This is a genomic window from Synechococcus sp. RC10B2 (genome assembly GCF_047502635.1).
On the sequence record NZ_JANSHO010000053.1, the window covers coordinates 63951 to 85472 of the forward strand.

General features: G+C 64.0%; 19 protein-coding genes and 1 tRNA gene. 7 read left to right on the forward strand and 13 right to left on the reverse strand.

Annotated elements, in window-relative coordinates; genetic code table 11:
- Positions 1–126: 126 nt before the first annotated feature.
- Positions 127–1116 (reverse strand): hypothetical protein, encoded by a 990-nt coding sequence (locus tag NW855_RS06745; RefSeq protein WP_414508596.1) that lies wholly within the window; start codon positions 1114–1116, stop codon positions 127–129.
- Positions 1117–1193: 77 nt separating this feature from the next.
- Between NW855_RS06745 and NW855_RS06750 the strand changes: the two genes are divergently transcribed.
- Entirely contained in the window at positions 1194–2315 is a 1122-nt protein-coding gene (locus NW855_RS06750) for a PmoA family protein (RefSeq protein WP_414508597.1), read from the forward strand.
- A 2-nt stretch (positions 2316–2317) separates the two neighbouring features.
- The gene (locus NW855_RS06755) at positions 2318–2785 is read left to right on the forward strand and encodes a dTDP-4-dehydrorhamnose 3,5-epimerase family protein (RefSeq protein ID WP_414508598.1); all 468 of its coding nucleotides are present in this window, start codon (positions 2318–2320) and stop codon (positions 2783–2785) included.
- A 3-nt stretch (positions 2786–2788) separates the two neighbouring features.
- On the opposite strand, the gene NW855_RS06760 is transcribed toward NW855_RS06755, so the two are convergent.
- Complete coding sequence (locus tag NW855_RS06760) at positions 2789–4015, reverse strand: Gfo/Idh/MocA family protein (protein ID WP_414508599.1); 1227 nt, start codon at positions 4013–4015, stop codon at positions 2789–2791.
- A gap of 63 nt (positions 4016–4078) precedes the next feature.
- Positions 4079–4963: an alpha/beta hydrolase gene (locus tag NW855_RS06765; protein ID WP_414508600.1), complete on the reverse strand. Its 885-nt coding sequence runs from the start codon at positions 4961–4963 to the stop codon at positions 4079–4081.
- Positions 4964–5040: 77 nt separating this feature from the next.
- Between NW855_RS06765 and NW855_RS06770 the strand changes: the two genes are divergently transcribed.
- Both NW855_RS06770 and mfd read left to right on the forward strand, forming a co-directional pair.
- Positions 5041–5117 (forward strand) — tRNA-Met (locus tag NW855_RS06770).
- Positions 5118–5156: 39 nt separating this feature from the next.
- On the forward strand, positions 5157–8621 hold the full coding sequence (gene mfd, locus NW855_RS06775) for a transcription-repair coupling factor (RefSeq protein ID WP_414508601.1): 3465 nt from the start codon (positions 5157–5159) through the stop codon (positions 8619–8621).
- A 144-nt stretch (positions 8622–8765) separates the two neighbouring features.
- Here mfd and dnaN read toward each other — a convergent pair whose 3' ends face one another.
- Positions 8766–9857, reverse strand: a complete 1092-nt coding sequence (gene dnaN, locus NW855_RS06780) for a DNA polymerase III subunit beta (RefSeq protein WP_414508602.1) — start codon at positions 9855–9857, stop codon at positions 8766–8768.
- An 84-nt stretch (positions 9858–9941) separates the two neighbouring features.
- Between dnaN and NW855_RS06785 the strand changes: the two genes are divergently transcribed.
- The gene (locus NW855_RS06785) at positions 9942–10784 is read left to right on the forward strand and encodes a Uma2 family endonuclease (protein ID WP_414508603.1); all 843 of its coding nucleotides are present in this window, start codon (positions 9942–9944) and stop codon (positions 10782–10784) included.
- Between the two features lie 3 nt (positions 10785–10787).
- Here the strand turns inward: NW855_RS06785 and NW855_RS06790 are convergent, their stop codons facing one another.
- The 5 genes from NW855_RS06790 to NW855_RS06810 all read right to left on the reverse strand — a co-directional run bounded on the left by NW855_RS06790 (position 10788) and on the right by NW855_RS06810 (position 16041).
- Entirely contained in the window at positions 10788–11048 is a 261-nt protein-coding gene (locus NW855_RS06790; protein WP_414508604.1) for an RHS repeat domain-containing protein, read from the reverse strand.
- Between the two features lie 91 nt (positions 11049–11139).
- Positions 11140–11631 (reverse strand): hypothetical protein, encoded by a 492-nt coding sequence (locus tag NW855_RS06795; protein ID WP_414508605.1) that lies wholly within the window; start codon positions 11629–11631, stop codon positions 11140–11142.
- Between the two features lie 682 nt (positions 11632–12313).
- A complete protein-coding gene (gene pheT / locus NW855_RS06800; protein ID WP_414508606.1) occupies positions 12314–14410 on the reverse strand; it encodes a phenylalanine--tRNA ligase subunit beta in 2097 nt (698 codons plus the stop codon).
- A 60-nt stretch (positions 14411–14470) separates the two neighbouring features.
- Positions 14471–14695 (reverse strand): antitoxin family protein, encoded by a 225-nt coding sequence (locus NW855_RS06805; protein WP_414508607.1) that lies wholly within the window; start codon positions 14693–14695, stop codon positions 14471–14473.
- A 107-nt stretch (positions 14696–14802) separates the two neighbouring features.
- Positions 14803–16041 (reverse strand): hypothetical protein, encoded by a 1239-nt coding sequence (locus NW855_RS06810; protein ID WP_414508608.1) that lies wholly within the window; start codon positions 16039–16041, stop codon positions 14803–14805.
- Between the two features lie 90 nt (positions 16042–16131).
- Here NW855_RS06810 and NW855_RS06815 point away from each other — a divergent pair, with 90 nt between their 5' ends.
- Both NW855_RS06815 and NW855_RS06820 read left to right on the forward strand, forming a co-directional pair.
- On the forward strand, positions 16132–17646 hold the full coding sequence (locus NW855_RS06815) for a DUF3084 domain-containing protein (protein WP_414508609.1): 1515 nt from the start codon (positions 16132–16134) through the stop codon (positions 17644–17646).
- A 22-nt stretch (positions 17647–17668) separates the two neighbouring features.
- Positions 17669–18505 (forward strand): deoxyribonuclease IV, encoded by an 837-nt coding sequence (locus NW855_RS06820; protein ID WP_414508610.1) that lies wholly within the window; start codon positions 17669–17671, stop codon positions 18503–18505.
- Here NW855_RS06820 and rimM read toward each other — a convergent pair.
- Genes rimM through NW855_RS06840 form a run of 4 tightly spaced genes read right to left on the reverse strand, consistent with a single transcriptional unit; the run spans position 18502 to position 21459 of the window.
- On the reverse strand, positions 18502–19080 hold the full coding sequence (rimM, locus tag NW855_RS06825) for a ribosome maturation factor RimM (protein WP_414508611.1): 579 nt from the start codon (positions 19078–19080) through the stop codon (positions 18502–18504). The genes NW855_RS06820 and rimM overlap by 4 nt on opposite strands.
- Positions 19081–19083: 3 nt before the next feature.
- Positions 19084–19368: a KH domain-containing protein gene (locus NW855_RS06830; protein WP_414508612.1), complete on the reverse strand. Its 285-nt coding sequence runs from the start codon at positions 19366–19368 to the stop codon at positions 19084–19086.
- Positions 19369–19380: 12 nt separating this feature from the next.
- A complete protein-coding gene (gene rpsP / locus NW855_RS06835; RefSeq protein WP_414508613.1) occupies positions 19381–19665 on the reverse strand; it encodes a 30S ribosomal protein S16 in 285 nt (94 codons plus the stop codon).
- A 33-nt stretch (positions 19666–19698) separates the two neighbouring features.
- Positions 19699–21459: an AMP-dependent synthetase/ligase gene (locus NW855_RS06840; protein WP_414508614.1), complete on the reverse strand. Its 1761-nt coding sequence runs from the start codon at positions 21457–21459 to the stop codon at positions 19699–19701.
- Between the last annotated feature and the right edge of the window lie 63 nt (positions 21460–21522).

Sequence of the window (21522 nt, forward strand, 5' to 3'; positions counted from 1 at the left end):
CCCGTCGCAACCAGGGCTGGATACTATCGGCGTGCCTGAATACACAGGCACAGGACCAGCGTCGCCCCCGCCGATCGGGTCGAGCGGGCGACGCTGATCACTGGGGCGGGGGCGAACCTTCCGCCCTCACCCCATTACCACCCCTGGCGCACACGGCGCAATCGGGATGACCTGCCCCGCGAGTTCGCGCACGGCGGGCAGCGTCTGTTCGGGCGTAAGCGTCAGCAGAATCACCGTGCCGCCTGCGCCGCCCGCGCCTGCCAACTTTGCGCCCAGCGCGCCGTGTTCTCGTGCGCACGCGACCAACTGGTCAAGGCTCTCGCCGCTGCCGCCCAAGTCGCGGATAATCGCGTAGTTCTCGTTCATCAGGTGGGCAAGGCGCGTCCAGTCTTGCTCAAGCAAGGCACGCTTGGCTTCCCGCGCCAACCTGCCGATACGCTGCATGCCGTCCACAACGCTGCGCTCGCCTGATTCCCAGCGGGCGCGCAGGTTCGCATGCACTGTGCCCGAAAAGCGCGTCCCGCCCGTCGTCGCCAGCCAGAGGGGGATTGGCGTGCCGCGCGGGTGGTTCATAAGCGGTTCCACGGTCGCCCACGGCTCGTCGGGGTCTGCGCCCAGCCCCTGCTTGTCGCGGAACTCCATCAGGTTCAGCCCGCCCCAGACCGCCATGTAGAAGTCCTGATAGCCGCAGGCGACCTGAAGCAGTTGCGCCTCAATCTGGCGCACGCGCTCTGCCAGTGCGTGGGGTGTGCGCCACGCCTCGCCGCGATAGTGCAGCAGGCACGCAACAATCGCTGTCAGCAGCGCGGACGACCCCGCCAGCCCTGACTGCGGGGGGATGTCGGTCTCGATGCGCACGGCGAACGGCGCGCTCTCGACAGTGAAGCCCAGCCCATGCAACGCGACGCGACACACATCGAAGGCGTCGCCTGCCAACGCCAGTGTGTCGGGCGTAAGCAGTTGCGTCGGGGACTGAAAAGTCAGGCGCGCGGCAGGCTCTAAGGTGCATCGCGCTCGCAGGGGCACAGCGGTGGAGATGACCGTGCCCCCGTACATATCGCTGGGGTTACCTACAATCCCTGCCCGCCCAGGCGCAGACGCGCGTATCGGACGCATGGCGACAGTGTTCGGCGCAAGTCGGCAAGATTCCTGCCAAACTTGAGGTATAATCCCGCTGCATGGAGGCGGAGTCGATGCGGATTTCGGTAGCGGCGCGGCAGGCGGAGTATCGGCAGACGCCGATTTGGGCGGAGTGGCGCGGCGTCCCGCCCCAGTCCCCGATTGCGCTCCAGCGCAGCGCGGAACTCATCCCCGCACAGGTGGTCGAATCGGCGGGCAAGCGGTACTTGGTCTGGGTCGAGCCAGAATTGCCGCGCGGGAAGACGCACCACTACGCGATTCGCCCAAACCCGCGCCCGACCGATGGCTTCACGCACAAACTCGCCGAGAACGCCCTCCAAATCGCCTACAAGGGCAAGCCGTTCACGGCACATGTGCTGCGCGGCGCGCCCAAGCCGTACCTGTACCCCGTGTACGGACCCAACGACAAGCCCATCACGCGCCACTTCCCGATGCAGATGGTGCAGGGCGAACGCACCGACCACCCACACCACCGCTCCATTTGGTTCACACACGGCGAGGTGAACGGCGCGGACTTCTGGACGGAGGGCGCAGGGCGGGGCGTGATTGTGCATCGCGGGCTGGAGCGAGCGGAGTCGGGTCCTGTGCTGGCGCGCTGGGTCGCTCGCAACCAGTGGCAACTGCCCGACGGCAAGCCCATCTTGGACGAGGCGACAGAGGTCATCTGCTACGCCGCGCCCGACTCGCGCTGGATCGACTACACGGTCGCGCTCACTGCGCTGGACGCCGATGTGAAGTTCGGCGACACCAAAGAGGGCACTTTTGGCGTGCGTGTCGCCAGCAGTATGGAGGTCGCGCGCAACGCGGGCGGGCAAATCGTGAACGCCAGCGGGCAACGCGACCGCGAAGCGTGGGGCAAACGCGCTCCCTGGTGCGACTACACGGGTGTCGTGGAGGGCGACACGGTGGGCATCGCCATCTTCGACCACCCCGCCAACCTGCGCCACCCGACCTACTGGCATGTGCGCGACTACGGGCTGTTCGCGGCGAACCCCTTCGGCGTCCACGACTTCGAGGCGGGCAAGCCGAAAGGCACGGGCGACTACACGCTTAAAAAGGGCGAGACGCTCACCTTCCGCTATCGGCTCTGGCTGCACAAGGGGCGCACGGAGGAAGCGGGCGTCGCACGCCAGTATGAAGCGTACCGCACGCCGCCCACCCTCATCTGGAGGTAGCGATGGAAAGGCGACTCATCGAGGGCGTCCAGATCAAGCCACTCATCGCGCACGCCGACGAGCGCGGCTACCTGATGGAGATGCTCCGCTGCGACGACCCCATCTTCCAGAAGTTCGGGCAAGCCTATGTGTCGCTGAACTACCCTGGCGTCATCCGCGCTTGGCATTGGCACGAGAAGCAGACCGACTACTGGGTCGTGGTTAAGGGCATGGTGAAGGCGGTGCTGTATGATCGTCGTCCCGACTCGCCCACACACGGGATGGTGAACGAGTTTTTCTTGGGCGACCACAACCGCGTGCTGTTGGTGATTCCGCCGTTGGTGGCGCACGGCTACAAGACGATTGGCACGGAGCCGTCGCTGCTGATTAACTTCCCGACGGAGCCGTACAACCGCGCCCAGCCCGACGAGTTGCGCCTGCCCTACAACACGCCCGAAATCCCCTACGACTGGGAGATTCGGATGGGTTAGCGTTCATCCAATCGGCTTGATGTACCGCTTGGGGATGCCCCACGGGGCGCGCCAGTTGCGCGAAAGCAGCGCGCTTGCCTCGCGGTCGCCCAGAATCTGCGCCCGTTGCGCGTCCCAGCGGATGCTGCGTCCCACCCGATAGGCAATGTTGCCCAGCAGGGGCACAATCGTCGAGCGCACGCCTGTCAGCACATCGACCGCCAGCGGGACGCCCTCGCGAATCGCCGCGAGGAAGTTCTCGGCGTGCGGTTCACTCTGCGCCGAGCCGCCGCGCTTGTAGGCAGGAATGCGCTCCTTGTCGGGATGCACCTCCAGCCCCTCGCGGCTGACATACAGGCTGCCGTTCGTGCCGAAAAACATCGTGCCGTACCCGCGCCCGTACAGCGGGTAGTCGCTGCCCGCGCGGTGCGTGTAGAGCAGCGTCCAGTCCTTGAACTTCCAGATGCAGTCCACCGTGTCGGGCGTCTCGCGGTTGTCGTTCAGGGCGAACTTGCCCCCGTAGGCGCACACCTCGGTCGGGTTATGCTCGCCCATCGCCCACAGCGCGATGTCGATCAGGTGTACGCCCCAATCCGCCACCTTGCCGCCTGCGTAGTCCCAGAACCAGCGGAAGTTGTAGATACAGCGGTTCGGGTTGTAGGGTCGCTTCGGCGCGGGACCGAGCCAGAAGTCCCAGTCCAAGCCTGGGGGCGGGTCGCCGTCGGGCGGGTTGCCGATGCCGTTGGGCGTCTCGTTGCCCACATTCCAGCAGTGAACCGTCGTGATTTTGCCCAGCCTGCCCGAGCGCACGATGTCGACGGCTTCCTTGAAATGCTCGCCGCTGCGCTGCTGCAGTCCAATCGCGACGACGCGCTTGTGTTCGCGGGCGGCATGCACCATCGCCAGCCCTTCGGCAATATTGTGCATCGCAGGCTTCTCGCACAACACATGCTTGCCCGCCTCGCAGGCGTCAATAGTCATTTTGGCGTGCCAGTGGTCAGGCGTGGCGACGACCACCGCGTCGATGTCCGTGCGCTCCAGAATGCGCCGATAGTCGGTGTACGGCTCGATATCGGGGCGTCCTGTGAGCCTGCGGAACTCGTCTAAGTGTTTTTGGTACACATCGCACGCGGCGACGATTTGGCACTGCCCGCTGAGTCGAGCGAACTGGCGGTAGTGGTGGCGTCCGATACCGCCGCAGCCGATGATTGCGATTCGAATCTGGTCATTCGCGCCGTAGTTGCGTTTCATGGTACTTGCGTCCTCGCCGAGTTGCACTGTTTCGCGGGCAGCGGCGCGATTCCTGCAGGCGGGTTATTTCCCCGCGTCCGCTGCGCCGACGGCTTTCAGCATGAAGTTCACCAGCAGGGGGTAGAACTCGTCGGGGCGTTCGTAGCGCGCCTGCACATGCTCGCAGCCCTGCGCCCACCAGAGTTGCTTGGGTTCGCGCGCGGCGTGGTAGAGTCGCTCGGCATGCGCGGGCGGAATCAGTTGGTCGTGCGTGCCGTGCATCAGCAGCACGGGGCGCGGGGCGATATGGGCAATCACCGCTTCGGGCGCGACCTTGTGGGCGGCTTGGCGCGTGTAGAGCCTACCGATGAGCAGCGTCGGGTGCAGCAGGAACGATGCCTTGCCCACCGCGTTGCGCCACCAGTCTTTGACGGCAAGGTTCAGCCGCGCGTAGGCGGAGTCGGCGACCACAGCGCGGATGCGTGTGTCCTCCGCTGCCGCCAAAATAGCTGCTGCCCCGCCCATCGACGCGCCGTAGACCACCACAGGCAAATCGGGCGCAGTGCGCGTCGCGAAGTCCACCGCCGACAGCACATCCAGCCGCTCCAAATCGCCAATCGTACACAAATCGCCCTCGCTCTTGCCCATCGCGCGGAAGTCGAACACCAAGCAGTGGAAGCCTGCCTGCCACAGTTCACGGGCGACGGGCAACGGCTCGCAGCGGTTCATCAGGTAGCCATGACACAAGATAGCGATTCCGACGGGCTTCGGCGCGGGTAGCCACCAGCCGTGCAGCCGTATCCCATCGCGCGACGGAAACGCCACATTCTGGTACGGTAGCCCCAAGTCGCGCGGCGTGATGAAAAACGGCGTGCGCGGGGGACGCAGCGTCGCGCAAGTCGCCAAATAGTTCACCAGGAGCAGTACCCCCAGCGCCAGCCCGACGCCGACCACAATCGCCAGCCACATCACCCAAAGTATACACCATGCGCCCCCACCCCTTGACAAAACCCCCCAGCGGCATGGTATATTAATGGCGTCAACGACGCGGGGTGGAGCAGTCCGGTAGCTCGTCGGGCTCATAACCCGAAGGTCGTGGGTTCAAATCCCACCCCCGCAACCATTTTTATTTTAACATCCCCAACAGGTACAATTCCCGCACATGCTGCCTGAGTGGCTGCTTCAGGTGGGCGAGTCGACGCCCGCGCCGACGCATGGCACCCCCACCGTCTGGCGCGAGGCGTGCCTTGAGTCGCGCCCCGTGCTGCTGGCTTCGTGGCTTGCCGAGCAATCCCAGCCTGTGGTGGTGCTGACGCCCTCGTTGTCGCGCGCCGAGCAGTGGCTGGCGGTGCTGCTGCGTCTGGGGCTGCCCGAAGAGCGGCTGCTGCGCCTGCCCAGCAGCCTGACCCCGCTTTTGGAGCCGACAGGCGTGGAGCAGGAGACGCTGCACGAACGCCTACGCGCCCTGCACGCGCTGCATCGGGGCGAGGCGGTGTGCATCCTTGCGCCGATTGCCGCCGCGCTGCAACGCACGATGCCGCCCGCGCTGTTCGAGATGGAGCTGGTGCGCCTGTGTCTGCCCGACGCCGAGCCGCCCGACACGCACGAGTGGCTGTGCCAAATCGCGCCCGACGCGCTGCTGCGCCGACTCGCCGAAGACGGCTACGAGTACCAAGAGCCTGTGCGCCTGCCCGGACGCTTCGCGCGGCGCGGCGGAATTGTGGATGTGTTCCCGATGGGCGCGGAGCTGCCCGTGCGCATCGAGTTCTGGGGCGACGAAATCGCCAGCCTGCGCCTGTTCGAGCCTGCCACCCAGCGTTCCGTCAAGCAGGTCAAGTATGCCGTGCTGCCGCCCGCGCGCGAAGTGCCGATGGGCGCGCCCGAAGTCGCCGAGCGCGTCCGCGCCGCGTGGGAGGCGCGCATCGCCCGTCAGCCCGCCGCGCTGCAACCGACCCTGCGCCAGAATCTGGAAGACGACCTGCGCCCGCTGATGCAAGGCGCGCCGTTCGACAGGCTGGAACTCTACCTGCCGTGGCTGCTGCCCGCGCGCGCCTGCCTACTGGACTACCTGCCCGAAGGCAGCTGGCTGGTGCTGGACGAACCGCTGATGCTCAACACCGCCTACGACCGTGCTGTCGAGGAGCTGGCGCAGTCGCTGACCTCACGCGCCGAGCGCGGCGACATCTCGCCCCTGCAGCCCGATGAGTATGTGGAGCCGTTCGAGCGCGTGATGCGCCATCGCGCAAGCTTGTTGCTGGGCGACCCGATTGTGGCGGGGGGCAAGCCGTTCCCCGTCGCGCAGGAGTACGAACTGGGCACGCGCACGCTGCGCACGGCAACGGGCACGGTCGCCGACCTGTGGCAGCGCGTCTACCGCTGGCAGCAGGCGGGCTACCGCATCGTGATCGCCACCGACCGCCCCACCCAAGTGCGCCGCGCCTTGCACGAGGCGTCGCTGGAGGGCAGCGTCGAGCTGTTTCAGGGCAACCTCGGCGGCGGTTTCGTGTGGGACGCCCAGCAGTTCGCGCTCATCACGGATGCCGAGCTGTTCGAAAACCATCGCCTGCGCCTGCCCCCGCGCCGATTCAACGAAGGTGTGCCGATTACCTCCATCATGGACTTGCAGCCGGGCGACTATGTGGTGCATCTCTATCACGGCGTCGGGGTGTTTCGTGGGCTAACGACGCTGGAGCGCGACGGGGTCAAGCGCGAGTACCTGCTGATCGAATACGCGCACCCCGACCGCATCTTCGTGCCTGTAGACCAGTTAGACCGCATCCAGAAGTACCTTGCGCCCGACGACAAGCCGCCCGAAATCAAGCGGCTGAACAGCATGGTGTGGGCGCGCACGGTCGCCCGCGCCCGCCAAAAAGCGAAAGAGGTCGCCGAAGAGCTGGTGCGCATCTACGCCCTGCGCGAGAAAGCCACCCGCCCACCCTACGGCGAGGACACCCCGTGGCAAGCCGAGATGGAGGCGATGTTTCCCTACATCGAGACCGAGGGGCAACTGCGCGCGATTGCAGAAGTCAAAGCGGACATGGAATCGCCCCATCCGATGGATCGGCTGCTGATTGGCGATGTCGGCTTCGGCAAGACGGAGGTCGCCCTGCGCGCCGCCTTCAAAGCGATTATGGCAGGCAGGCAGGTCGCGCTGATGTGCCCCACCACCATTCTGGCGTACCAGCACTACCAGACCTTCAAGGAGCGGTTCGAGCCGTTCGGCGTGCAGGTCGCGCTGCTCAGCCGCCTGATTAGCCCCGCCGAGCAGAAGCGCATCCTGCACGGGCTGAAAACGGGCGCAGTCGATATGGTCATCGGCACGCACCGCCTGCTCTCCAACGATGTCGCCTTCAAAAACTTGGGACTGGTGATTATCGACGAGGAGCAGCGCTTCGGCGTGATGCAGAAAGAGAAGTTCAAGAAACTGCGCGGCACGGTCGATGTGTTGTCGATGAGCGCGACGCCCATCCCGCGCACGCTGTATATGGCGCTGACCGAGATCCGCGACATGAGCATGATTACCGACCCGCCCCCAGGCAGGCTGCCGATACGCACGGTCGTCGCGCCCTACACCGACTGGATGACGCGCGAGGCGATTTTGCGCGAGTTGCAACGCGACGGGCAGGTGTTCTATGTCGTGCCGCGCATTCAGGGCATCACGCATGTCGCCGAGCGGCTACAGGGGCTGGTTCCGCACGCGCGAATCGCCGTCGCGCACGGGCAGATGCCCCCGCAGGAGGTGGAGGCGACCGTGCTGGCGTTCTACAACCGCGAGTACGATGTGCTGGTCAGCACCACCATCATCGAAAACGGGCTGGACATGCCGAATGTGAACACGCTGATTGTGGAGGGCGCGGAGCGGTTCGGGCTGGGGCAGTTGTATCAGTTGCGTGGGCGCGTGGGGCGGTCGGATCGTCAAGCGTATGCCTACTTCCTGTACCGCGCGGGCAAACTCACCGAGAAGGCGGAAGACCGCCTGCAAGCGCTGCGCGAGTTCTCGCACTTAGGCTCAGGCTTCGCGCTGGCGATGCGCGACTTGGAGATTCGCGGCGCGGGCAATTTGCTGGGCGAGGAGCAGCACGGCGCGATGCGCTCCGTCGGGCTGGAGCTGTATCAGGCGATGCTGCGCGACGCCATCCGCCGCCTGCGTCGAGGCGAAACGCAGTGGAGCTTGGACGCGCCCGTTGACGAGGAGCTGCCCGACGCCAGCAAGTTGCCTGTGGACGCCTACATCCCGCACGACTACATTCAGGATGTCGCGCAGCGGCTGGGCTACTACAAGCGCATCGCGGGCAGCCGCACGCGCGAGGAACTCAAGTCGCTGGTGCGCGAGTTGCGCGACCGCTACGGCGAGCTGCCCATCCCGCTGAAACACCTCATCCGCCTGATGGAGCAGCGCATTCTGGCGCACGCGCTGGGCGTGCAGACGATTGGCGTGGAGGGCAAGCGACTGGTGCTGCGCTTCAAGCCCGACCGCAAGCTCAAGGCGCGCTGGCAACTCGCGCTGCAGCAAGCCATTCGCGGCATCCGTACCCAGCCCGACGAAATCAGCGCGCCCATCGGCGACCACCCGCTGGAGACGCTGATGCAGATACTGGGCGAACTCAAGGCGTGTACGGAGGTGTAATTGATATTGTGCCCCCCTCCTGCAGGTTCCCCCCCGCTTTGCGAGGGGAACCACGAGAGGCGCGCCTACTCGGTTCCCCCTGCCCGCAGGGGGAACCTTAAGGAGGGGGTCTTCAGGCTCGCTTGCTTTCGTTAAATGACGGTATTAGAGTGCCATCGGCATAATCACGCACAGGTAGTCGTCCAGTTCGGCGGGCTTGACGACGGCGGGGCGCAGCGCCTCGGTCAGCTCCATGACGACGCCCTCGCTCTTGACCACATCCAGCACATCGAGCAGGTAGCGGGCGTTGAAGGCGATTTCGAGGTCGTCGCCGACGCGCACCAAGTCCACCCGCTCGGTCGCCTCGCCGACATCGCCGCGCGCGCTAATCACCAGCTTCTCGCCGTCGGTGCGCAGGTAGACCTTGTTCGAGTTGCTGCGCGCCACCAGGTAGGCGCGGCGCAGCGCGTTGCGGAAGTCCTGCGTCATCAGCGTCCACTGGCGTGTGAACTCCTGCGGAATCACGCGCTGGTAGTTCGGGTACTGCCCCTCAATCAGCTGCGTGTAGACGGCGGCGTTCTCGCCCAGAAACGCGGCGCGATGCTGCCCCAACTGCAGGGTAATCGTCTCGCCTGCGGGGATTTTCTGCACGAGCTGGATGGCTTTCAGAGGCACAATCGCGGCGGTCGGCTCGCCTGCGCCCGAATCGATACGCGCCGTGCGCACGGCGAGGCGGTGCGTGTCGGTCGCCACCAAGCGCAGCGTGTCGCCCTCGAACTCCATGCGGATGCCTGTCAGCGCTTGGCGCGCCTCCTCTTTGGACACGGCGAACTCCACCGAGCCGACCATCTCCAGGAAGTGCTTGGCGGGCAGCGCGAGTTCGCTGGGCGATTCGATGTCGGGGATGGGCGGGTACTCCTCGGCGGGCAGCCCCATCAGCTGGTAGCGCGAATCGCCGCTGGTCAATATGGCTTGGTAGCGCTCGCCCGATTCGATGTGGATGTCCTCGCCGCCGAGCGAGCCGACCAAGTCGGTCAGCAGGCGCGCAGGCAGCGTCGTCGCGCCGTCCTCGCCGACCATCGCGGGAATACGGCACTCCACCCACTGCTCAAGGTCGCTGCCGACCAGACGCACGGTGTCGCTCTGCGCCTCGATGTAGACATGGCTGAGGATTGGGAGCGAGGCGCGCGCCGCCGCCGCGCCCGCCACTACGCCTAACGCATCGTCAAACTGCTTGCGGTTGAGCTGAACTTTCATCGGAATGTCCTCCTCTCCTCTGGTGAGGAGCGAGATTCTACCCGATTTGCGAACCTCCTGCTGTGGGGGTATACTGTAGGCGCGATGGCGAAAACAGCAGCCGCGCCCACCAAGACGCGCCCCGCAGATCACCCGACGCCAATGATGGCGGAGCGGGAACCCGACTACGCCGAGCAACTGGAGGCGATTGAGCCAATCGCCCGCCTCAACCTGCCCGAGGAGGATGGCATCCCGTTGGAAAGCGAGCTGCACTACACGGTTCCGTGGATTCTGCGCCTCTCGATTCAGGCGCACTGGGAGGGGCGCACGGACTACTACATCGGCTGCAACATGTTCCTCTACTACGCTTACGAGCAGGCGGAAGAGGTGATCCAAGAGGTGCGGCGACGGCGCAGGCGCGCGCGGTTCAAGGGACCCGACCTGTTTCTGGTGCGCGGGGTAGAAGACGCCGACCGCCCGCGCCCCTACTGGGCTGTGTGGCGCGAAGGGGGACGCTATCCCGACCTGATTGTGGAGTTCCTCTCGCCCAGCACTGCCCAGCACGACAAAACGCACAAGAAGGAACTCTACGCGACGGTGTTCCGCACGCCCGAATATTTCTGGTACGACCCCTTCACGCAGGAGTTTGCGGGCTTTCGGCTGGCGATGTTCCCCGACTGGCACTACGAGCCGATTGCGCCCAACGAGCAGGGCTGGCTCTGGAGCGAGGTGCTGGGCGCGTACATCGGGACTTGGCAGGGCAAGCTCTACGGGCGCGAGCAGACTTGGCTGCGCCTATATGACGCGGAGGGCAACTTGGTGCTGCTTAGCGAGGAGCGCGAGGCGATTGCGCGGGCGCAAGCGGAGCAGGCGCGTCAGCGCGCCGAGGCGGCAGAACGGCGCGTCGCCGAACTGGAGGCGGAACTGAAGCGACTGCGGGGTGGTTAGCCCCTACAGACGCACGCCTGCCACATCGATGGGGTCGCGTTGCAGCCACCGTTCAGTACGGGGGTCGTATTCGCGTGCGCCAACATGGTACAGCCCTGTGAAGGGGATGTACTCGTACCCATACGCGCCGTTCCACAGAAACGGCTGGTCAATCCGCTGGGCAGGGGGGCTAATCGGGTTGCCCCAGCTGTCGTAGTGCCACATTTCGGTGATAACTCCACTTGGCGCGACCAACGCTCGCACATGCCCCAGACCGTCGATCACATAGTAGCGGGTGTTGGCGGGGTTCTGTAAATCGATGCAGGCAAGCCTTCTGAAACGCTGTAGATCCCCTTTGCTTCAACTATCGTAAGGCTCAAGGTACAATCTCAAACATCTTCCATTGGCTGTTCCAACGCAACCTGTCCTTGTGCTGGCGATACCATTCACGCCAGAAGCGCGCTGCCTGTAGCCGCTGCTCATAGGTCGTACCGTCCAGAAAGGTCAACCCTACTCCATCATCGACGCCTGTTAGCTCTCCAAGTGCCAAGCGCACCCAGTCGCTGACCGTATCTACTTCATAATGCGCATAAGCTTCAAAAGCGTCTTCGGCACGGGTTTCCCGCCTCAAATAGCCAGGCGCAGGCGCTAAGTTGTCTGCTTCCTCAATCAGGTGGGGCAGGTACCAGTTGCCGTGAGCAATCCAGTGGTCGATATTACCCCAAGCGCCGCGCTCAAGAAGCCATATTTGAACGCGGAACAGGGTGGCAGGTCCCGCCAGTTGCCACCAGAGTAGCAGGAGGCAACTTATAATGGCTGTTCCGGTTGCCCATCTTCTGCGCTGTGCGCGCCTACTTCTCGATGACATGCCAGGCCTTCCATTTTTTCGAATTCGGTAAATGGGAGATCAGCCAGCAATCACGACGCCTCTATAGAATCGCATCGCCTTATTCATCACCTGTTCTTGCTGTGACAGAGCCTAAAGATCACCCAAGCGTACTTAACACGCTTTGCCTACCCAACTTTGCATGTATGCCATATACCTTACTCACGCCCTCAAAAGACGCTCGAGAAGTATGGTCGAGAATATGCTTGATACTAAGTGCCGAGCGAAGAATAATTCGTAATACGACTCTTGAAATGAATGTAGCGAAATTAGGATGCCATTAACGAGGTAGAGACATAATACAACGAGGCTGCTCCATAAAGCAACTACTGCGATCCTCAAATACAAATGACGAGACACCGACAAAAATAGAACCCAGACCACTCCCGCTGGCAAAATCACGATTAGGTCTATATCCCAGAATTGATTGAACACAAAAGACCACATAAAATTAGAATATAGTAAACTTATATGATTCCATATCCCTGCAGGTTGTGAGAAAGAATCGAAAACATAGTAAACATAGCTCACCAAGTTGGCAACGGCATACGCCACCATCCAATAAAGGGCGGTTACAGCCAGCCATTGCACAAAGTGTTTCCTCTGTCTCATCGGTCATACCCACTGCTGTATCCTAATTCTACCAGCCTGCCAATCCAGAGCGTCATCCTCGCCGCTGTGCGCCGTGTTGGGTCTCCAGCGCGGTGAAGATGGCTTCCACCTGCGCGTTGACCTCCTCGTCGGTCAGGGTGCGGTTGGGGTCGCGAAACACCAGCGAGAAGGCGAGGCTGTGGTGTCCTTCGGGCACGGGCGCGCCTGTGTAGCGGTCAAAGAGGCGCAGCGATTCCAGCCACGCGCCGCCCGCTTCGCGAATGGTCTGCTCCAGCGCGGCGTAGGGGACGCTCTGCGCGACCACGATCGCAATATCGCGCAGCACGGGCGGGAAGGTGGGCAGCGGACGGTGGCGCACGGTGTGCGCCGCGGCACGCATCAGCGCGTTCAGCCCGAACTCCGCCAAGTAGACGCGCTGGCGAAACTCGTACTGCCGCTGCAGTTCGGGGTGCAGCTCGCCCAGAATGCCCAGCCGCTGGTCGTCGGCGTCATGCACATAGGCGGCGCGGGTGGGGTGCAGGCGATGGTCGCGCCCGTCGGCAGGCACAAACCGCGCCTGAATGCCCAGCTCACTCATCAGATGCTCCACCACGCCCTTGAGCGCGTAGAAGTCGGCAGGCTGGGGCTTGCTCGCCCAGTGCGGCGCGTGCAGCAGCCCTGTCATCAGGATTCCCAAATGCGTCCACTCGTGGAAGTTGCCCTGCTCGTCTTGGGCGAACACGCGCCCGATTTCGAACAGGTGCAGGTCGCGGCGGTTGCGACGGCGGTTGTGGTCGGCGACGCGGATGAGGCTGGACATCAGCGAGTGGCGCAGGCAGCTGAGGTCTTCGCTCATCGGGTTCTGTAGCGATATGGGCTGGTACATCATCTCGCCGACGCCTTCGCCGCCGCTCTGCAGCGGGGATGGGGCTTCCAGCGTGTGCCCGACGATTTCCTGCAGCCCCGCGCTGAGGAGGATGGTGCGCACGCGCTCGGCGAACGCGCCTTCGGGGCTGTCCTTGCCCTGCGTCGTATAGCCTGCGGGCGGGATGGCAGGGATGCGCTCGTAGCCGAGAATGCGCCCCAGCTCCTCGATGAGGTCTTCCTCGCGCTGCAGGTCGGCGCGGTAGGAGGGAACCTGCACGCGGAAGCCGCCCTCTATCGGCTCTGGGCGCAGATTCAGTCGCTCCAGCACGGCGTGCGCCTCGTCTGCGCGTACCTCGAAGCCCAGCAGCCTCGAGGCGCGCGCCAAGCGCACAGTTAACTCGCGCGCCTCGAACGGGCGCGGGTAGACATCGATGACGCCTGGCACGGCAGCGACGCCCGTCCACCCCTCCAGCAACTCGCACACGCGATGCTGCGCCACAATCACGAGGTTCGGGTCAACGAACCGCTCGAAGCGGTACGACGACTCGGTGCGCAGTCCGAGTTTGCGGGCGGTGGCGCGGATGGAGGTCGGGCTGAAGTGCGCCGATTCCATCAGGATGTGGCGCGTGTCGTCGGTCACTTCGGTCTCCGCGCCGCCCATGATGCCCGCGACGGCGACGGGTCGCTCCGCGTCGCAGATCATCAGCATGCTCGGCTCCAGCGGGTGTTCCTGTCCGTCCAGCGTCGTGATGCGCTCGCCTGGCTCGGCGCGGCGCACGACGATTCGATGCTCCTTGAGGGTGTGTAGGTCAAAAGCGTGCAGGGGCTGTCCGAGTTCGAGCATCACATAGTTGGTGGCGTCCACGATGGCGTTGATAGGGCGCATGCCTGCGGCGAGGAGGCGGTTCTGCACCTGTGCGGGCGCGGGGACGGGCTTGATGTCGCGGATGACGCGCGCGGCGTAGCGCGGGCAAAGGTCGGGGTCGCGAATCTCCACGCGGGCGTACTGTGCGGCGTCCAGCGGCTCGGCATGCGGCGGGTTCAGAATCTGTGCATTCAGGCGGTGGAACAGCTCGGTCGGGCGCGCCGACTCGCCCAGCAGCGCGTAGACCTCCCGCGCGATGCCGAAGATGCTCAGGCAGTCGCCGCGATTGGGCGTGATATACATCGCCAGCACCGCGCCATACGGGGTGTCTTCAACAGCTTCCACTTCCAGCCCCGCCATCGTCAGCCGCTCGGCGAGGTCGTCGGGCGACAACTCTACCTGCACAAAGTCCTTTAGCCACTCGATGGGTACGCGCATCGGGGGAGATTGTACCTGAAATTCTGGGAGCGCCGAGACCTTACCAGGGCGCTGAAACAATTAGCAGACCTCAGTGAGGCGCTGGGAATAGACCTCCTTCTCGAACTGCTCGCAATCCAACAAGTTGCCCCATGCGCCAGCAGTTGCAACAGTGGGGTCAGCGTCTGCTGACTCTGCCGCAGTGTCGGGGATTATAACCGTAAGTTCCGTGTCCTCTTCGAGAACCAACGGCTCAAACGGTTCCAGAACCCCACGACGATAGCGTACCTTCACCAGTTTTGCCATTTCAGTCGGATTGTACCTTATGCGAGGGCGGTCGGTATACTTTGTTGCACACACGGTATTCTCCGTTTAGGGTACGGGCACAGTTCCCGCGCCCGTACCCTGATGCCTTAGCACCCGCTCCCGAAGTTGAACAGCACGGTGAGCAGGTCGGCGTCGTCGACTATGCCGTCGCAGTTGGTGTCTTCGCGTCCTAAGGTGCTGCCACTGTTGCCGAAGTTGAACAGCACGGCGAGCAGGTCGGCGTCATCCACACAGCCGTTGGCGTCCACATCGCCGTTTTCCGACGCGCACCCCTGCGTGTCCAGCAGGAAGGCTTCGTTGCGCCCCGTCGCCGCGTTGTAGCCCCAGCCCACGATGTAGCGCCCGTTCGCCGAGAAGGCATTCGCACTGCGCAGCACCGAGCCGCCCGTGAGCAGCGCGGCGTAGGTCTGGTTCAGGTCTTCCACCTGCGTGGTCGCCGTGCCGAGTCGCCAGCGCACGGCGCGTCGCTCTCCGCTGGGGGTAGTGGAAAAGCCGATGATTATGCCCCCGCGAATGTCCCACGCCTCGCCAGCGTTCCCACCCAAGTTCGCCAGCAGTTCAGGCGCCCAGTTGTTGGCAGCGCGCCACATCGCAGGGTAATAACTTCCGCCCCAGATGTTGCCCGAGTTGCCGACCGCAACGCTGCCATCTTCGGAGATTTCACGCGGGACGCAGCCGTAGTGCCCAGAGATGGGCATCAGGTAAGACCACCAGTCCACCGTGAAGTCGGGCTTAAGTCGGAAGACGACACCACGATAGCCCCAACCTGAACCGTGTCCAAACGCAACAATGGTGCGCCCATCGTCAGAAATGCTGTAGGCTTCACCGTGATACATGCCCACACCAACGGCATAGGTGAGGAGAACAGGCGGGTTCCGCGTCAGATCCCACAGCGCAGGAAGATTGTTGCCAGACGGCGACCGAGCTTTACCCACGGCGTATGCGCCCGACGGGGTGATGTCGGCGCACCAGCCGAATTCGGGGTGCGGGGGCAGCCACTGAAAGCCAGCCTGCCGTGTCCACATAAACGGGGTCTGGTAAGAATAGTAGCCAGGATTGACCAACCCAACCGCAATCGCGCCTGTGGCGTCGCACCCCGACATCGCTGAGGAGCCGTTATACACGGTGATTATCGTATTAGCGGCGCGATCCCACACAACGGCATTGCCGTTCGCTTCGCCGACAACCGTCAAGCCGTCGTTTGAGACGCCTGTAGCATAGCTGTTGCCGCCTGTTGTGCCCAGCCAGTAGAGCCGCTGGGCGCTCAGGGGCGTCAAAAGCGCCCCTGCAACTGCCAAACTCAGCCAGAAATGTACCGTTCGCATGGGTTGACCTCCTACGCAAGGGGTTCCGATTCCATTATAGCACGGTTTTGAGCGATGTTGGGGGGTGTTGTTCAGGTACAATTCTACAGAATGACCCCGACGATGCTTGGGATTTTCGCGCTTCTGGTGGTGTTCGGGGGCGCGTTGGCGTATGCGGGCGACTGGCTGGGCAGGCGGCTGGGCAAGCAGCGGCTGAGCCTGTTCGGTATCCGCCCACGCCATACCGCCACGCTGATCACCACCCTCACGGGCTGCCTCACGGTCGCCCTCACGGTCGTCGGGATGACGCTGGTCAACGAGTCGTTCCGCGCATGGATTACGCGGGGCGACCGAATCTTGGTGGAGCTGCGCGAGAACGAGGCGCGCCTCAAGGAGCTGCAGGCGCGCAACGCCGACCTGCAGTCAACGAACGCGCAACTGCAACGCGAAGGCAAGCGACTGGGCGAGGCACTCGAGGCGTTGGAACGCGAGTATCAGGCGCGGCTGCAGCAGGTACGCCAACTGGAGGCGCAACTGACGCAGGCGCGCGAGCAACTGCGCCAGAACCAGCAACTTTTGCGCCAGGCGGAAGCGCGGTTGGCGCAGGCGCGTCAGGCGCGAGAAGCCCTGCAGCAGCAAATCCAAGCTGTGCGCATGCAAATCGCCGCGCTGGAGCGACAGCAAGCGCAGCTGCGCGCCCAGAACGACGAGTTCGCCGAGCAGGGCGCCGCACTCGCCTCCGAGAACGCCAAACTCGACGCCGAGAACCAACGCCTTCAGTCCCAGAACCAGCAACTTGAGGCGCAGAACCGCCAACTCGCGCAGGCGAACGAGCAACTGGAAACGCAGAACACCTATCTGTTGGAGCGCGCGGCAACTCTGCGCCGCCAACTGGAGGAGCTGGAGCGCGCCACGCGCGAGCTGGCGCAACTCGCGAACATTCGGCTGACCCCCATCGCTGTGCAACTGGGCGAAGAACTGGGGCGCGCGGTGTTCCCCGCAGGCTGGAGCGAGGTGCGCGTGCGGCAGGGGCTGCAGGACTTGTTGAGTCTTGCTGACCGCACGGCGCGTGCGCGGGGCGCTGCGCCCGCCGCAGGGCAGAGCCGCGCGGCGTTCATCCCCGACAAGCGCGTGCGCCTCGTCAGCGGCGAGCAAGCCGAAATCACCGAGAGCGAGAGCCTCGAAGTCGTCCAGCAGAACATCCGCGCGTCGGGCGACTCGGTCGCCGTGGTTGCGGTGGCGATTATGAACGCCGCGCAGGGCGAGCCTGTGCCCATCGAGCTGCGCCTGTACCGCAACCGCAAGGTATTCGACGAGGGCGCGGAGGTCGCCCGTATCACGCTGGACTGCCGCCCGCAGAGCCGCCCGCTGGAGCAGGTGCTGCGCTTTCTGCAGACGGAGGTGCGCGAGCGGGCGATTGAGGCGGGCATCCTGCCCCGACAGGAGCAGGCGGGCGCGCCCCCAACCGTCGGCGAGACCTCGCCCGAAACGCTGATTGAACTCATGGAGCGCGTGCGCCAGTGCCGTGCCGAGCGCGTCGTGCTGATTGCCCGCGCCGCAAAGACCACCTACGCCGCTGACACCCTCACCCTGCGCTTCGAAGCGATGCCTGCAGGAAAAGGCTGACCCGCGCCGAACCTACCGCGCTATGCAGCGACTCATCGGCGCACACACTTCCACCGCAGGCGGTCTGCAGAACGCCGTGTACGAAGGCAAACGACTGGGCTGCACCGCCGTGCAGATTTTCACCGCCAGCCCGCGCCAGTGGAAACCGACCGATGTCTCCGACGAGCAGGCGCAGAAACTGCTGGCAGCGGAGCAGGAGACAGGCATCCACTGCGTGGTGTCGCACGCGGCGTACCTGATTAACCTCGCCTCGCCCGACCCCGACACGCGCCGCAAGTCCTACGAGGCGTACCTGGCGGAACTGCGCCGCTGCGCGAAGCTCGGTATCCGCTACGCCGTCGTCCACATGGGGTCGCATCCCGACTTCGAGACGGGCATGCAGCTGCTGATCGAAAGCCTGCGCAACCTGCTTGCCGAGATGCCCGACGGCGTATGCATCGCGATGGAGACGATGGCGGGTCAAGGCAGTGCGCTATGCTATCGGCTCGAGCATTTCGCGCGTCTCTTGGACGCGCTGCCCGACGAGCGGCTGGTCATCTGCGCCGACACCTGCCACCTGTTCGCGGCGGGGTACGACCTGCGTGCAGAGGAGACCTACCGCGCGGTGTGGGAAGAATTTGACCGCCTGATTGGGCTATCGCGCCTGCAGGTGTGGCACTTGAACGATTCGAAGAAGCCGCTGGGGTCGCGCGTAGACCGCCACGAGCATATCGGCGAGGGCGAGTTAGGCGCGGGCGCGTTCCGCCTGCTGCTGAACGACCCCACTTTCGCCGCGCTGCCGATGCTCATCGAAACGCCCGACGAGAAGCGATTCGCCGAGGATTTGGCGAAGCTGTGGGGTTATATCGCGGACGCTTAGTCCACTTCAGGCAGGCGCACCACCATGCGCTTGTTGGGCACATCGACTTCGAGGATATACTCCTCCACAGCGGGGATGGTGTACGCGCCGATGTCATAGAAGTCATACGCCGCGCCTTGGCGCACATGCTTGAGTTTGCCGATGCGTTCGCCCGATTCGGTGAAGACCTCCATGCCGATGAGATCGTCGATGTAGTATTGCCCTTCTTCGAGGGGCATGCGCTCTTCGGGGGGGATCAGCAGCCATGCGCCGCGCAGGGCTTCGGCTTGGTTGCGTGTGTCGATTCCCTCCAGTTGAATCACGAGATGCTCGCCGTGCCAGCGGGCGCTTTTGACGACGCATGCTTGGGGCGGCTGCGTGCGTGGGGGTCGTTTGCGCGTGGGCGCGGGTTCGGCGTCGTCGGGTTCGGGCTTGGGCGGCAGCCACCAGTGCAGGCGCGCGCCGGGCTGGAACCGCACTTCAGGGAAGTCGGTCTCCGAGCGCACCTTCAGTTCGCCGCGTATCCCGAACGGGCGCACGATGACGCCGACGGTCACCCAGCGTCGGGCGATTTTCGGGACATACGGCTTGGGCATTGTCTATTCGTCGTCGCCTGCGCTGTCGTGGTCGCCTGTGTCGGCGGGCGCGCCGTCGGTAATCACGATGACCTGCACGCGCACGCGATTCTTCGCCCCGACGGCTTGCGCGACGGTGCGCAGCGCGTTCACGATGCGCCCCTGCTTGCCAATCACGCGCCCGCGATCGCCCTCGGCGACCTGAATCGTGTAGCGGAGCATCGAGCCGTTGCGCTCTTCCTGAATCTGCACCGCCTGTTGGTCTTCGACCAGCGCGCGAACCGACGCTTCCAGAAACTCCCGTAGCATAGTCCTATCCCCTTAGTTGGTTGACGCCGCGCTTGGCGACGAATCGGTTGTGAACTTCTCCCAGACGCCCGTGATTTTCAGCAGGTGCTGCACGGTGTCGGTCGGCTGGGCGCCTGTGCGCAGCCAGTGCAGCACGCGCTCCTCGTTGAACCGAACCTCCGCGGGGTCGGTAATCGGGTTGTAGTGCCCGACAATCTCCACGCACTTGCCCGAACGCGGGTTCTGGCTCGGCGTGACCACCACGCGGTACACAGGCTTCTTCTTTTTGCCAACGCGCATTAACCGAATCCTCAGCATCGATACGCCTCCTGTATGCTCATCGAGGGGATATTATACCCGCTCCTCTTCATAAAGCGCGTCCAGTTGTTCACGGTAGCGCTCGATGATACGGGCGCGGCGCATCTTGAGCGTGACGGTCACATCGCCCGCCTCGAAGGTGAACGCCTGCGGCAGCAGAATGAACCGTTTGACGCGCTCGTAGTTCGCGAACGGGCGCATCGCGTCCTCCACCTGTTGCTCGATGAAGGCGTACACCTGGGGGTTCTGCACCAGCGCCTCGCGGGAATCGTATTGAATACCCTGCTGCTGCGCCCACTCTTCCAGTTGCACGAAGTCGGGCACGATTAGCGCGGCGACGAACTTCTTTCTGTCGCCGTAGATGACCGCCTGCTCGATGTAGGGGTTGCGGATCAGCGCGTTTTCCAGCGCGACGGGCGCGATGTTTTTGCCGCCCGCCAGCACGAAGATGTCCTTTTTGCGGTCGGTGATGCGTAGGTACTTGTCGTCCACAATCTCGCCGACATCGCCCGTGTGGAACCAGCCGTCGGGATCAATCGCCTGCGCGGTCGCTTCGGGCTTGCGCCAGTAGCCTTTCATGATGTTGGGTCCGCGCGCGAGGATTTCGCCGTCCTCGGCGATTTTGATTTCCACGCCGGGGAAGGGCACGCCGACGGTACCGATTTTGTTGTGCTTGGGGTTGTTGCCCGTCAGCACGGGCGAGGTCTCGGTCAGCCCGTAGCCCTGAAAAAGTTGGATGCCGTTCTCCCAGTAGAATTCGGCGACTTGGGGGTCTAAGGCTGCGCCGCCGCTGATTGCCCAAATCAGCCTGCCGCCGAACGCGCGACGCATCCCCTTTTTGCGGGCGTAACCGCCCAGCAGGCGCAGAAACGGCTTGCTGCCAATCACCTGCATCACGCGCTCGCGCACTTTTTCGTAAAAGCGCGGCACGCCGTTAATCGCATGTGGGCGCACCTCCTGCAGATTCTGCGCCAGCGTGTCGAAACTCTCCGCGAACGCCATCTGCACGCCCAGCGCAATCGCCACGAGATGGTCGCAAGTGTGCGCGTAGATATGACTGAGCGGCAAAAAGTTGAACATCACATAGTCGCGTCCGGGCGGCGGGAACACCTGCATGCAGGCGTACATGTTAGCGAGCAGGTTCCCGTGCGAGAGCATCACGCCCTTGCTGTCGCCTGTGGTGCCCGAAGTGTAGATGAGCGTGGCGAGGCTATCCCAGTGGTTCAGTTCCGCCGTCTCGCGCACCAGCGTCGGCTTGTCGCGCAGCAGTTGCTCGCCCTCCTGCTGGAGTTGCGCGATAGGCGTCCAGCCGCTAACCGCGTCGAAACTGAAGGAGTGCTTTAGGGCAGGCAGGCGGTCGCGGATCGATTCCACCTTCTGCGCCTGCTGCGCGGTGGAGACGAAAATCGCGCAGGATTCGGAGTCGCGCAGTTGCTCCTCGACCTGTTCGGGGGTGAGCGGGAAGTGCAGGGTGACGGACGCTGCGCCCGCGTGCAAAATCGCAAGGTCGGCGACGACCCACTCGTAGCGGTTCTCGGACAGAATCGCGACGCGGTCGCCAGGCTGGACGCCCCGCGCGATCAGGGCGGCGGCGAGCGTCTCCACATCGCGCCTAACGGTCTGCCATGAAATGGGCTGGTACGCCCCCTCCCGCTTGACCAAGTAAAGCGTCGAGTCGCCCAGCGTCTCCGCTTGCGATTGGAACAGCGACGGAATCGTGCGCGCCTGATGCTCGCACCAACTGCTGCGCCAGCGCAACTCTAACGGCTCGCCCTTGAGATAGCTCACTGCCATGCTCCACCTCTACCGACTGTTCAGTGAGGGAATTGTACCCGATATATTTGTAGGCGTGTAGTC